Consider the following 13,234-nt stretch of genomic DNA (forward strand, 5'->3'; position numbering starts at 1 on the left):
GCCCACCTTCAGTTGAGCAACGCAACAGGCCGAAAGTCACATATTCCGCAGTCAGATGTAGTTAAACTGATAACCCGAAGAAGTTTTTTTAATGTGGAGTACTTTTTTGGGCCCGACCGCTGGTTGTCAACGGGGCATGGAAAACACCTCGTGGCTAATTAATCCCGTCGTCTTACAAGGAGACCCATGAATTCCCTTGATATAAAAAACCCTAACTATCTCTTTGTTAATGAAAATATTGGTGGTCACCGCACAGTTCACCGATCACTAAGAAAAATCCTCGCTGATCGTGAGGATGTCACCGTAGAGTTCATCGATGGTCAGGATCCTGGTCTTATTGGAAAGGTTTTAAGAGCTCCGATTCCAGGGTTGTCCAAGCTTGATATGGATTTCCAGCCATTGCGTGGGCAGTTGGTGCATTCTTTTAATTTACGAAGAAGGGTGCGCAAGCGGCTGAAACAAGGTGGCGTGGATGCCATGCATGTCTATACCCAAAACGGCATGCTGGGTGGTGCGGAGTTGTTGCGTGAAACCCCAAGTGTCATCACGACGGACAGCACCGGTCGGTTGAATGTTTTCAGTGTTCCTTACCGAACCCCCACCAGATTCACTGCGCCGCTGAGCAAGGTGAATCCTATTTTTGAGCGACCTGTTTTGAAGGCAGCATCAAAGGTTTTTGCATGTTCCAATGCGGTGGAAACCTCTCTGACCTCCTCTGACTACACGATGACCTTGCAGCAAGTGGAGAGGTTGGAGATGGGTGTGCATTCCCCCTACTTCACTAATCCACTCCCGCCACGTGATCCAGCCAAACGTCCTGTCATTGTGTTTGTGGGAACATCTTTGGAGCGTAAAGGCGGAAGTCTTCTTCTTGAGGTGTGGCGCAACCAGCTTCGTAACCGTGCAGATCTTGTGCTTATTACTTTGGAAACCCCACCTGTTGAAGAAGGCCTGACTGTCATTAATGATTTGCAGCCGGGCGAGGATAGATTGTGGGATCTGCTGGCCCAGGCAGATATTTTCTGTTTGCCATCCCTCATTGATCAAGCACCCAACGCAATTTTGGAAGCGATGGCGGCCAGCCTTCCTGTGGTGGCTCATCCCAATGGAGCGATCCCAGAGATGGTGATCGATGGGGAAACGGGATTTCTCGTTGATGCCAGCAAACCGGAGCCAGTGGCGGATGCTCTCAACAAGTTGATCGATGATCCAGAGCTCAGGGCGACCATGGGTGCTGCAGGTTATCGCCATGCCAAAGACCACTATGACATGAGTTCGTCGGTGGAAACGATCTTGGCTGCGCTGCATCATGCGACCGATATTGGAGCACGCCCCGAAGACCGTGGAATGGTATTTGAAGTGCATGAAGAAGTTGACGATGAACTTCTTCAGCAGTGGAATGAACTAGCGGCTGCGCATTCCACGCGCTTTGCATCAAGGCCATCCTATGTACTCAATTGGTTTGAATTTTTGGGGAAGGGCCAAATGGCGATCGCTACGGTTTATCGCGATGGTCAATTGGTTGCCTTGCTGCCACTGCATTCGCGGACCCGCTTGGGCGTGACTGTATATCGCCTGGCTGGACACGGTTTAGGAACCATCGGTGAGGCGTTGGTAGCAGACCCACAGGCGTTGAAAGCCCTGGTGGAGGGGATGTATGAGCGTAAGTTTTTGCTCGCTCTGACACATCTTCCAGAAAATTCGCCTCTAGTTCATGCACTTGTTGATCATGGGGGTTGGACGATCAATCACCAAGTAGACGATGTTTGTCCGATCACAGAATTACCCAAGGGCACCACTGCGGTGGATCTGCGGGGTGGACGTTCGCTGAAACGCTTGCGAAGTGCTCGAAACAAAAGCGCCAAAGAAGGTGGCGAGGTCACGTTTGAGGTTATTAACAGCCCTGAGAGATTCATTGAAGTATGGCCCGAGCTGGTGCGCGTTGCGGCTGCTACGGAAGAAGGGGAGCAAATTGCCAGGTTAAATCTCACTTCTGGAGTGCATGGCAGTTTCACTCGAGCATTCATGTTGGAGGAAGCACAGCAGGGCCGCCTTCGGATTGTTTTGCTTCGCGTGGGTGGAGAAGCCATGGCTTTGGACGTGATGTTTAGTTCTCATGGTTATGCGGAATCATGGCTGACTCGTTTCGATCCTATTCAGCGCAACTTATCTGTGGGACACCAGCTCATTGAGCGATCAGTCAACGATAGTGATGCTGCCGGGATCACTGTGATGGACCACATGATTGGCGAAAGCGACTATAAGCAAGCCTGGGAAACTAGCACTTATCAGGTGGGCACCGTGATCGCTGCACCTGCGAAGACGGCGTGGTTCTGGCTCCCCATTGAGAGGCTTATTCGTGGTACTTCAGAGCTGGTGTACCACAAAGTTCAGGAGTGGAGGGAGAGGAAATGATGACCGCTCCGGCTCAAAGTGAATCCCGCCGATTATTCAGCAGCAGCGTCGCAATGATTGGTGGGCGGTTGATTTCGGCAGGCTTTGGTTGGGCAGGAAGCGTCATCATTGCCCGTTCGCTGACTGGCGATGATTGGGGCCGGTACTCTTTCGTTTTCGCTTTGTTGGGCATGCTTGAGATCGTCACGGATTTGGGGGTTGGGCGCGTCGTGCTGGCGCGCTTGACCTCAAATGACCGGGCCGAGGCGTCGAAAATTGCGGGCTCTTTCTTTGTTTTGCGCGCGGTTTTAGGTGTCGTCGGATTTGCCATAGCGGTGGGTTACGCCTGGGCTATTGGTTTGGATCCGGTGGTGATGGCTGCAACGATGTTGGCGGGCACAACTGTGTTGATCGCGACTCCTGCCAATGCGTTGTTTGTGCTTTATCAAAGCCGTTTGAAGCTTACGTATGTGGCGTTGTGCGATATTGCTGGGCAGGCCGTGCAGTTTCTTCTCATTGTTGTGGTGTCGCTATTTTCGCCGATGCTCTTGATGTTTATTCTGCCTGCGGTTGTGCGTGAAGTGATCGTTTTTGCAGGCAGAGCGTTTGGTGTACCGAAGTTGTTGGACCGGGAATTCCGGCCGTCGTTTCGGGAACCTACTGCGTACTGGGGTGAGATGTTGCGGGAGGCGATTCCACTTTCAGTGGGGTTTGCACTGCTGCATCTCCTGGAACGCATCGACATTCTCATGTTGCAATGGATGGATACGTTTGATGCAGTCGGTAAATATGCAGTCGGGTATAAGTTTTCGGACTTGCTGGGATTGGCTGTGAGTGCGTTGGCCATTCCGTTTACAACCGTGTTGATCACCGCGTGGCCTGGTAAACCGGAAGTTTTTCGTGCGCGGTTCCGGCAGGCCGTTCTCATTGCGGCGTTGCTTGCCGGTGTAGCTGTGGTGGTGTTCATTCCAAGTGCACAAGCGGTGATTACGTTGCTGTATGGCGTTGAGTTTGAAAGTGCATCACTGGCAGCCATTCTGCTTGTTGTGGGCGCGGGTTTTTCGGGCGTGACGTATGCAGTGGTGTCGTCGTTAATTGCGGCGAAGAAACTGCGGGTGTTTCCGATTATCGCGGCGGCCGGTCTGATACTCAATGTGGTGCTCAACCTCATTTTGATTCCGCTCCAGTCAATTGTTGGTGCGGCTTTGGCCACGGTGATTACTGAATCCGCGATGTTGGTGGCGATGCTTCTGGTTTTGCAGTGGAGTCTGAAGGTAGCTCAGCTTATTCCGTGGACAATTTTCATCCGCATGATCATCATCGTCGGTGTGGTGGTATTCCTATTTACGCAGCTCATTGATATTAATTGGGTGCTGGAAGTCGTCGGTTCACTCGTGGTGTTTGTGGCTGTGTGGGGTGTGGCTGAGCGTAAAACCAGCGCGGTGGTCGTGGATCTAATCCGCAACCGTTTCGGTACAGAGACGGAGCCAGCCGATGACCATTAGTGAATTCCTCCAACACAGACTCACCGAGTCCGGTGTGGTGTTGGCCTATCACGACATCATCGACGATTCCGCCTCCATCTATCCTTACGCCGTCCGCGAATCCACCTTCCGCGCGCAGATAAACCTCGCCCGCAGGCTCGGATTTGAATTCATACCGCTGAGTTCGCTTGTCGAGGCACTGCTATCCCGCGCCTCAGTGTCCGGCAAGGCCGCATTGCTTTTCGACGATGCCCTGCGGGGTGTTCATCTTCGGGCGATGCCTTACCTTTCGGAGGAGTCGATCCCGTGGTCTCTTCTTCCAGTAGTTGACCGGCTTGGTGTTTTTCCCGATTGGTGGGAACCCGCCGATCGCACCATGACATTAGATGAAGTTTTGGAGGCCGTGGACTCTGGTGCGCAATTGTGCGGACACACAGCCACGCATCCATCACTACCCAAGCTTGATGATGTCTCGATGCTTATGGAACTTCAGCATTCCCGTGAAAAGCTCTCCGACTGGGGAAACCGCGAAGTTTTGGATATGTGTTACCCCTTTGGGCACCAAGATGCTCGTGTCCGAAAACTAGCCCGCGAGGCCGGCTATCGCAGTGGATGGAGTTTTACCAATGGTAGATGTCACCCGGCTGATGATCCTTTTTCGCTTGCGCGCATGGCCATGCGAGAAGACATGAGCGGTGCTCGTTTCGCTAAATTCCTCCTGCGTCCACGGTGGACATGGCCAGCAGTGGAGGAGTTATCATGATCGGTTTCCTTACAGCATTACTTCTTGCTGGGCTGATATTTTTGGTGTCTTTGCAGCGTCCCCAGTGGGGTTTGCTCATCGTGGCCACGTTGGTGCCTTTTCACGGGTTGCTGCTCATTGCGCCTGTGACAGCAAGCTGGTGGAAGGAAGCAGCCGTTCTGGCTGTCGTGGCTGGTGCGCTTTTTGCTCCTAGGGAACGTGACAGAGTAGCGGTGTTGCCTTGGTTGAGGCCAGCTCTTGTCCTAGTGGCAGTCGGAAGTGCTTCAGCTTTTTTGGTGTTGGGGGAGCAGGCTGCTTTCCCAATTAAGATCGCGTTTTTCTACATCATTCCAGCTGTGGTGATTTATTGTCATCCGTTCACAAGGGCGGATAAAGATCTGTTGGTCACGCTGCTCCTGTCCACTGGTGCCATCACTGCAGCTTATGGGTTGTGGCAACAAATTATCGGCGGTTGGGCATTAGCTGATTTGGGCTACGAGTGGAATGAAGCCATTCGTCACGCAGGACCCTTGCTGCGTAGTTTCGGTACTTTCAATCAGCCTTTCCCCTTTGCGTTTTTCCTCATGTTGGTGCTGGTAGTGGGCTTTGCTGCGGCGATGGCACAACCTCGGCGATTCCGATCAAAGCTGTATTGGTGGCTTTCCCCATTTCTTTTAGCTGCAATGCTGTCCTCAGTGGTGCGCGCAGCCATGGTGGGGCTCGTGGTGGCGCTGATTGTTCTGGGAATTGTTTTGTATCGCAGGCTTTTGGCCCTGCTTGCTGTCCTCGCTGCGGTCGTGGCCATGCTCCTTCCACTGGCGTTGCTTCTGGATCCAGGCGGGGCTGTGAGCACGCTGTTTTCTGCAACCAGCCTGGAAGATCGGGGAGGCCACTGGTCTGAGCGATTGCCGGAAATGCTGGTTCAACCCTTCGGTACAGGTCTGGGAACCACCGGTTCTGCGGCGGAGCGTCTCCACAATTGGGGATCGCCGGTTGCAGCTGCCTATCAACCAGATAATCAGTACCTGAAAATCGGCCTGGAGCTGGGGATACCCGGCGTGGTCTTGTATGCAGTGGTGGTTATCATCGCGGCAGTTGTGCTGATTCGTTTGATAGGCGTGCACACCGACGCACTTGAACAAGCGATTACTGCTGCAGCCTTGGCGATGACGCTGGCGGCGTGTGTTGCCGGGTTCTTTTCCACCTATCTCGAGATTTTTCCTCTCGATTTTTACTTTTGGTTTCTTCTCGCAGTTGGGGCTTCTGTCCCAGCTAGCGCCAAAGCACAGGTGGTGTTTTGGCAGAAAAGCCCTGAAATTCTTAAAACCAATGAAAGTGAGAAAGTAGATGACCATTAGAGAAGTTGAAACCCCGGCGCGCCCTGTTCCGCGGCCACTTGATCTTGGTTTGCTGTGGGGAGCTTTCATCCGGTCGCTGCCGATCGCATTACTAATTGGTGTGCTTGCTGGCGGTGCAACGTATTTCATCCAAGATGGCGAACCCCCTGTGTACGAGGTGACGTCGACGGTGTCGCTCGGTGTGTTATCTGATGCGGATATCCCTGATTGGATCGTTGCCCGCGCAGAGCCGGTGTACTTGTCCATGGCTCAAGATCGAGAAACGGTGGAGCAGGTAAGCGCGGTAACTGGCGTGCCAGATCCGGTGATTAGCGCCGAATCAGGGGATGTGCAGGGAGTCATCTTGATCTCTGCGGAAGGTGCGGATGTCGCGCAGGCACGGTCGCTTGTCGACGAGACCGTCATGACTCTTATCCGTCGCAGTGCCAGAATGCATGAGACGGCGATGTTTGCGGCTAGTACCCAGTCGGAGCAGCTTACTGCACCGTTGCGGGCGCAAATAGCTGCACGTCAGTTGGAAGATCCGCTGGCTGATATTAGTGACCTTGAGTGGGAAATCCAGCTGATTGCTCGAGAGATTGAGACGTCAATTCCTGAGGTTGTTCCACCAGTCCAGGTGTCTCAAACAGACAATGATGGGGAGCCAGTTCGTCCGCAACCTTTAAATACAGCACTTGTGGTTGGAATGGCTGCTGGTTTGATCGCGTTGCTGCCACTTATCTGGTGGAATTTCAGCAACCCACGAAAAGTTGGCCGCATGTGGTTGCGGGGACTTCGTAATCGCTACGGCGTGGACACAGAGACGGCGTCATTTGCTCGTTCCATTAGTCCTCTTGCGGAGGCGCGTGCTGTGCAGACTCTGTCCACCAGCGGGACTGTTTTGCTGTTGGGCCAGATGGGATCGCTTTCGGAGCTTGAAGGTTCAGGACGTATTTATCAGGCTGATTGGTTTGATCCTTGGTGGCGTGAAGTTCCACCGAATGAGGTGGGATTAGCCATTGTCACTGTGGAAAAACGTTCCAAGAAACTCCGTGACATTGAGAAATTAGTTGCTCATCTCACGGGCATGGGAATCCCCACCATGGTGGCTTTTAACAATAAGGAGGAAAATAATGGCTCGCATAGCAATCGCTCATGAGCGATGGACGGACATTGCAGGCAGTGAGCAGGTCACCCAGCAGTTGACTAAAACCTGGTCAGAAACATCCGTTCATGTACCTTTTGCTAAGAAATCGTTGATTCCAGAGGATCTTCGAGACAGTTTTCATATCAGTCCACTCCAGGTGGCCTACCAATTAATCAGGCAGCGCACCTATGCGCCCTTGCTCCCCTTGGTGCCACCTGCCATGCAGTGGGGAAGCCTGCGGCAGGCTCACGACGTCGATGCGGTTGTTGTTAGCCACCATGCATTTGCGCTCGCTGCTGTTGGTGCAGCCCAAGCCATTAACAAGCCGTCTGTGGCTTATGTTCATTCACCAGCCAGGTGGGCGTGGGATGCGCGTTTTCGGCAGGAAGAGAACCGCAGCAAGGCAGGGAAGGCAGCGTTAGCAGTGTTGTCGGCGCGGGCTCGGGCAAATGAAACTAGATGGGCACCTCATGTGACAAGCATCGTGGGCAACTCCTCGGCTGTGGTGAAAAGGATTGAGCAGCATTGGAACCGAGAGGCTCAGGTTGTTCATCCACCAGTAGATACTGAGTTTTTTCACCCCGATGAGGCCATTGAAAAGGGAGACTACTTCATCTCTGTGGGACGTTTGGTTCCGTACAAGCAGGTGCCTTTAGGGGTGGCTGCTGCGGTTGCCGCAGGCGTCCGGCTAGTCGTTGTCGGTGATGGTCGCGATATGGATCGTGCGCGTGCTTTTGCTGGTCCAAACGTGGAGTTCAAAGGGCGACTGCCCGGCGATGAAATGCGTGATCTCATCCGCGGTGCCCGTGCGCTGCTTATGCCGGGTGAAGAGGACTTTGGAATCGTGCCGGTAGAAGCTATGGCCTGCGGTACCCCGGTGATCGCCCTGGGCAAAGGTGGCGCACTAGACACAGTCAAGCCAGGAATCAGTGGTGAACTCTTCTCAGGAGATGGGGAGAAAGAAGTCATCGCTAACCTGGCTGAAGTGTTGAAAAACTTTGACGATTCCCGCTTCAACACATCCACGTTAAGGAACTGGGCGGAGGGTTTTTCTGAAGCAGCGTTTCGGGAGAAGATGGCCGAGGTTGTTGACGCGGTCGTTTAGAGCATTTCTGCGTAGACCTGCGCAGTTGACCGTGCAGTGGCTTGCCAATTTAGAGAGGCAACCTGCAGGGTCGCGTCGTCAAGCAAACTGCTGCGGAAGGCAGCATCATTAAGCGCCGCAGACAAGCTCGCCCGCCACTCGCTCGTGCGCAATCGCTTTACGACGCAAGCGCCGGATCCTACCGCCTCCGGAATGCCGCCCACGGCGCTGGCAACGACGACCGCACCGCAGGCCATCGCCTCCACCGGAGGCAGCCCAAACCCTTCATAAGAAGACGCATAAGCAACCACGCTCGCAGCACGATACAACGCCGGGATATCTTCACGATCCACATATCCCAACCCAATTGAACCTGCCGGACGTTTCAGCCCATCAGTGTGCCCACCAGCAAGCACCAGCGGCACGCCCAAGCCCCGCAACGCATCATTAACCACATCAGGGCGCTTACGTGGCTCCAACGTACCCAATTGAAACACAAAACGTTTGGGCAAATTGTACTTTTCCCGCACCCGATTCACACTGGCCTCATCAGGAATATGCGTCCACGCAGCAGGCGCTAGGGGAGTAACCGTGGAATCCCGCCCCGTCAACGCCTTAATCCGCTCCGCGGTGAACTGTGACACCGCGATGATCGCATCCGCACGCCTCAAAGACCGGCGAAGCAGCAGCTGCTCACCGCGGGCCCGGAATTTCGACATCGCCCACGGAGTATCAAAAGCAGACATGTCATGCACCGTAGAAACCGTCAAACCCTTTTGCGCAAGCGGCAGATCGACATCGAGCGAATGGAACAGCGTTGCCGGTACCGGCCGCAGCCCCTCCACAGCCCGGCGCGTACCAGAACCTACCGGCCGCGTTACAGGTTTCACCGCCGACGGGAGAGCTCCAACGCTGTCCTTTTGTACTACCGCAGAAAACGATGGCAGCCCATCAACTTTGGTGAGTGCGTGGATGAGTTCACGCTGATAAGTCTGCACACCGCTGCCATGTGGACGCAGCGCAAGAGCCCCAAAGACGATTGATGTCATCCCCCCGTGCCCTTCAAAACAGCACGCACAGTGAGAAGCAAAATCTTCACATCCAACCAAATAGACCAGTGCTCGATGTACCAATTGTCATACTCAGCACGAGTTTTAATGTTGGTATCGCCCCTCAGACCATTGATGGCAGCCCAACCCGTCAAACCAACCGGCACGCGGTGACGATCGTGGTAAATCGGGTAATCGGCACCGAACTTCTCAACAAAGTGAGGGCGTTCCGGACGAGGTCCCACCAAGGTCATATCCCCGCGCAAAACATTCAAAATCTGAGGAAGCTCATCAAGAGAAAACTTCCGCATGATGCGATTCAACGGCGTTAACCGATCATCGTGCGATACATTCCATGTCACATCAGACTCATTCACCGTCGCTGGCGTTAAAGTGCGAAACTTCAGTAGCTCAAAAGGTTTTCCATCCAAGCCGATACGAGTCTGACGGAACAACAACGGATTACGTGGAGAATCCAATTTCACCAGTATCGCGAGCACTGCCATCAAAGGCGACAACCAAAGCATCGCTATCAGCGACAACGTAACATCAATCGGCCGTTTCAACAGCCACCAGACCGAGCGATAAGCCGAACGCTTCACAGGCCGAAGCGAGATGAGCCCTAATTCTTCAGTGTCATGTCTTTGCCCCTGAAGTGGAAGCGCGGGCACGACATAAAAGGTAGTTGGATCACGAAGGGAAGCACGGAACGCACTGAGAAGAAACTCTTCAGAATGCTGATTCGGTGCCACGATTACAACATCAGCCTCATGACGTTGCAATAATTCCGTGAGGTTATCCGAAAAATAGTCTGTTTCCACTTCGGGAAATTTTTCCGATGCTGCTTGCGACTCCAAATCAATGATAGCCACGGGCGACAACCCAAACTGCGGGTTTTCCTTTAACGTTGTCACGATCTCTACGGAATCATCAGCGGACCCCAACACCAGCGTGCGATGCAAAGAAATAGGTGCGTGGCGCCGCCAGGAACGAATAGCTGCAAAGCTCAGTGCCCAAGAAATTATCAGGCCAATTGTGCTGACCACAATGAAATCAAACGAATCCCTCGCATCGACGTGCGGATTGACCACAATGTATGCGAAGAACCCAACAATTAAGGCTCGGGGCACAACTGTGGGTAACGCGTTGAGTAGAGACAGATTAAGCCGATGCCGGTAGAAATCTGGAAGAACCTGCAAAATGATGACCATCACCAATGCTGTGATCCACGGCGATGGGATATCGACAATCCAGGCGGACAGAAAAATAGCTACGGTATCCAACACTCGATGTATAAATTTAGAAAAGCGGGTGTACTTCGCTGCTACGTGCCTAGCGGTGCGGGGTATGGCCTGCCGGTGTAGAGGGCGGATATTTGGAGCAAAGCGCGCTAGCCGACTACCTGTCGGAAATGCTTCCGTGCTCATGGGTCATCTCCTGGACTGTATCAAAACTTGCCACAGAGCTAACGATTCTAATTATCTTTTCAGGATCATTAGGGTCTGTTATAAGGGTGGGAAAGGCCTACTCTTAGAGCATGAAAACGCTGCTCTAAGAGTAGAAATGAGAGGCTATTGCCCGTCACTTAGCCAGGGAATTTTACCAGCAAATGCCACTCTTTTGTAGAAAAAGTTCTACCGCGTAAATATGGGGGTATTTTCCAAAGAATCAGTTTGTGACACGTGTGTCATATAGAGTTAGCACTATTGATATGGCGCCATGCAATATGTGGCGGTGCATTGCTTGCAAGTTACGGAAGGGAAACATGGAGGAGTATCGGCTTTCTCGTCATATAGTTTTCATCAACGCTGGAGCACAGGTGTCTGGAGCGGAGCGGGTGCTCCTTGATCTGGCAGAGCAGGCTAAATCATTAGGAGATCGGGTTACGGTGGTTAGCCCTTGCGGCCCCCTGTCCATGCAAGTGTTACCCCCGTTGCTGCACGTTACTGCTCCAATTGCCAGGCTCAGTGGTGGGCATGGGTTGCAAAGAGTGCGCCAAGTAATGGGATTGCCATTCCTGTGGTTTTTCTCAGCTAAGGAAATCCGCAAAATTTCTGCCGATGCAGACACCATTATTGTGAATTCCACCTTTGCCCTCCCGGCCGTGGGGCTAGCTTTTCCAATGCATGGTCGAAAGCGTGGTGGCCCAGTTATCTCCTGGCTAGTCCACGACACGATCACCAGTCTGAAACAACGCGTCGTAGCCAAACTAGGTGCTCATTCAATAACCAGGGCGGTCGCTGTCTCTGAGGTGACAGCAGCATCAGTAAGACCATTTGTGGGTACAGTGCTGGTGCAACCCAATGGTGTTGAAGTGCCGTCGGAAGTAGTGGCTGTTAAGCACAGCCAGGTACCAACTATCGGAATCCTGGCTGCGATCACCAAATGGAAGGGACATGACATTCTCCTAGAGGCTGTGGCCTTACTTCCAAACGTTCATGTGGATATCGCAGGTGAGGTTTTCGCCGGATCAGAAGACTTCGAAGCAGCACTACGAGAACGAGCACGCCAGCCAGATCTACAAGGCCGCGTGCATTTCCTCGGGCACGTGAACAAACAAGATGTGTTTCAGAAATGGAATGCTCTCATTTCAGCTTCAACCTCTCCAGAAGCCGGACCCTTAGGTGTCCTAGAAGCCATGGCGTACGGAGTGCCAGTAATAGCAACAAATCACGGTGGTGCAGCCGAATACCTGCGTGACGGAGCCGGCATACTTGTAACTCCATCAGATCCACAGGACTTAGCGAACGGTATCCGCCGCATCCTTGAAAACCCAGAACAAACTACTCAAATAATCGAAGTTGCTCGGCAACGAGTCGTTGCACATCACAATCTGGCGCATACCCGGAAACGTATGCTGGAGGTTTTAAACTGATGGGTTTCCTACACCCACGCGACCGAGCGTGGAGGGTTACTTTATTGATTCTTCTAGCTATAACACTGATTGTTGGAGTGATCGGACGAGCGGTGGTGGTCAGCCTTGAAAACGATGAACAGGTGACACAGGTGGAAAGGCTTTACCGATGTGACTCCCTAGGCATCGCCGGGCCCATGTCATGGGAAAACATGACTATCGAAGAATTCCAAGTCATGGTCCAAGAGATGGCTGACATAGGCGCTGCTTGGATACGCATTGGCGTGATTTGGCGTGATGTGGAACCCAGCCGTGGAAATTTTGAATGGGATGGCCTAGACCAGCGGCTGCAACTTGCAGTAGACGCTGGATTGCGCCCACTGCTTCTCATCCACACCACACCATCTTGGATTGATGATGTCGGAGAAGTTGGAAACGGAACCGCACAAGAATATGCCCGATTTTCCGAAGAAGTGGCCAAACGCTATCACGATCAAGCAGAAGGATATGAAATCTGGAACGAACCCAACCTAGATCGTTTCTGGCCTGAACCATCACCAGAATCCTATGCAGAGCTACTCACAGCCACCGCACCATTGCTCCGGCAAATCGACCCAGATGCCGAAATCGTTGCGGCTGGTCTAGCACCGGCAGCAAGCATCGAAGGATACTCCGTCACCATTGAGGATTTTCTCCGCGGACTATATGACCTCGATGCATTGCAAGATGTCACCGCCATAGGAATCCACCCATATTCCTACCCAGAAATGCCATCTGGAAACTCAAGCTGGAACACCTTTGCACAACTGCCACGCATTCAAGCAATCATGCACAGCTATGGAGATCGAGAGCGAGAAATCTGGCTCACAGAATACGGCGCCCCCAGCGAAGGAAACGGTGGAGTCGGCATAGAAATGCAATCCGATATGATCGTCGAAGCACTCCAAATGACCGAAGATGGCGACAACTTTGGACCCATATTCATCTACACCATGTACGACATCAACTTTGATCCTGGAGACCGCGAAGCCCATTTCGGACTGTTATACGGCCCAGGCAACCCGAAACCCGCATTCTCAGCTCTCCGTGAAGCGGCAGAAAGATGTTGCCTCCTATCCGACTTGGAGTGATTATGCTCAATCC

The 13,234-nt window shown here is 52.9% G+C and carries 10 protein-coding genes; 8 read left to right on the plus strand and 2 right to left on the minus strand.

Annotated elements, in window-relative coordinates; all coding sequences use genetic code 11:
* Positions 1–186 precede the first annotated feature (186 nt).
* Genes KW808_RS00150 through KW808_RS00175 form a run of 6 tightly spaced genes read left to right on the plus strand, consistent with a single transcriptional unit; the run spans position 187 to position 8,209 of the window.
* Positions 187–2,415: a GNAT family N-acetyltransferase gene (locus tag KW808_RS00150; protein ID WP_499652378.1), complete on the plus strand. Its 2,229-nt coding sequence runs from the start codon at positions 187–189 to the stop codon at positions 2,413–2,415.
* Between the two features lie 53 nt (positions 2,416–2,468).
* Complete coding sequence (locus tag KW808_RS00155) at positions 2,469–3,899, plus strand: flippase (protein WP_499653083.1); 1,431 nt, start codon at positions 2,469–2,471, stop codon at positions 3,897–3,899.
* The gene (locus tag KW808_RS00160; RefSeq protein WP_003861032.1) at positions 3,889–4,641 is read left to right on the plus strand and encodes a polysaccharide deacetylase family protein; all 753 of its coding nucleotides are present in this window, start codon (positions 3,889–3,891) and stop codon (positions 4,639–4,641) included. Before KW808_RS00155 ends, KW808_RS00160 begins: the two co-directional genes overlap by 11 nt.
* Positions 4,638–5,978 carry an O-antigen ligase family protein gene (locus KW808_RS00165; RefSeq protein WP_003861035.1) on the plus strand — a complete coding sequence of 447 codons (1,341 nt, stop codon included), beginning with the start codon at positions 4,638–4,640 and terminating at the stop codon, positions 5,976–5,978. The genes KW808_RS00160 and KW808_RS00165 overlap by 4 nt, the downstream gene beginning before the upstream one ends.
* Positions 5,968–7,116, plus strand: a complete 1,149-nt coding sequence (locus KW808_RS00170) for a hypothetical protein (protein ID WP_003861037.1) — start codon at positions 5,968–5,970, stop codon at positions 7,114–7,116. The genes KW808_RS00165 and KW808_RS00170 overlap by 11 nt, the downstream gene beginning before the upstream one ends.
* Complete coding sequence (locus KW808_RS00175; protein WP_003861039.1) at positions 7,091–8,209, plus strand: glycosyltransferase; 1,119 nt, start codon at positions 7,091–7,093, stop codon at positions 8,207–8,209. Before KW808_RS00170 ends, KW808_RS00175 begins: the two co-directional genes overlap by 26 nt.
* Here KW808_RS00175 and KW808_RS00180 read toward each other — a convergent pair.
* Positions 8,206–9,237, minus strand: coding sequence for a glycosyltransferase family 4 protein (locus KW808_RS00180; RefSeq protein ID WP_003861041.1), 1,032 nt, complete (start codon positions 9,235–9,237; stop codon positions 8,206–8,208). The genes KW808_RS00175 and KW808_RS00180 overlap by 4 nt on opposite strands.
* Complete coding sequence (locus KW808_RS00185) at positions 9,234–10,664, minus strand: sugar transferase (RefSeq protein ID WP_232508465.1); 1,431 nt, start codon at positions 10,662–10,664, stop codon at positions 9,234–9,236. The genes KW808_RS00180 and KW808_RS00185 overlap by 4 nt, the downstream gene beginning before the upstream one ends.
* 338 nt (positions 10,665–11,002) lie before the next feature.
* Between KW808_RS00185 and KW808_RS00190 the strand changes: the two genes are divergently transcribed.
* Together KW808_RS00190 and KW808_RS00195 are read left to right on the plus strand one after the other, a co-directional pair.
* Positions 11,003–12,112: a glycosyltransferase family 4 protein gene (locus tag KW808_RS00190; RefSeq protein WP_074495325.1), complete on the plus strand. Its 1,110-nt coding sequence runs from the start codon at positions 11,003–11,005 to the stop codon at positions 12,110–12,112.
* A gap of 191 nt (positions 12,113–12,303) precedes the next feature.
* Positions 12,304–13,221, plus strand: coding sequence for a cellulase family glycosylhydrolase (locus tag KW808_RS00195; RefSeq protein ID WP_230622866.1), 918 nt, complete (start codon positions 12,304–12,306; stop codon positions 13,219–13,221).
* Positions 13,222–13,234: the final 13 nt, after the last annotated feature.

The sequence above is a fragment of the [Brevibacterium] flavum genome (genome assembly GCF_019317305.1).
In the GTDB taxonomy this organism is placed as follows: Bacteria; Actinomycetota; Actinomycetes; order Mycobacteriales; family Mycobacteriaceae; genus Corynebacterium; species Corynebacterium glutamicum.

Coding starts and splice junctions, on each gene's coding strand:
- KW808_RS00190 (WP_074495325.1), top strand. CDS start 11,003: ATGGAGGAGTATCGGCTTTCTCGTCATATAGTTTTCATCAACGCTGGA.
- KW808_RS00165 (WP_003861035.1), top strand. CDS start 4,638: ATGATCGGTTTCCTTACAGCATTACTTCTTGCTGGGCTGATATTTTTG.
- KW808_RS00195 (WP_230622866.1), top strand. CDS start 12,304: ATGACTATCGAAGAATTCCAAGTCATGGTCCAAGAGATGGCTGACATA.
- KW808_RS00185 (WP_232508465.1), bottom strand. CDS start 10,664: ATGAGCACGGAAGCATTTCCGACAGGTAGTCGGCTAGCGCGCTTTGCT.
- KW808_RS00150 (WP_499652378.1), top strand. CDS start 187: ATGAATTCCCTTGATATAAAAAACCCTAACTATCTCTTTGTTAATGAA.
- KW808_RS00155 (WP_499653083.1), top strand. CDS start 2,469: ATGATTGGTGGGCGGTTGATTTCGGCAGGCTTTGGTTGGGCAGGAAGC.
- KW808_RS00160 (WP_003861032.1), top strand. CDS start 3,889: ATGACCATTAGTGAATTCCTCCAACACAGACTCACCGAGTCCGGTGTG.
- KW808_RS00170 (WP_003861037.1), top strand. CDS start 5,968: ATGACCATTAGAGAAGTTGAAACCCCGGCGCGCCCTGTTCCGCGGCCA.
- KW808_RS00175 (WP_003861039.1), top strand. CDS start 7,091: ATGGCTCGCATAGCAATCGCTCATGAGCGATGGACGGACATTGCAGGC.
- KW808_RS00180 (WP_003861041.1), bottom strand. CDS start 9,237: ATGACATCAATCGTCTTTGGGGCTCTTGCGCTGCGTCCACATGGCAGC.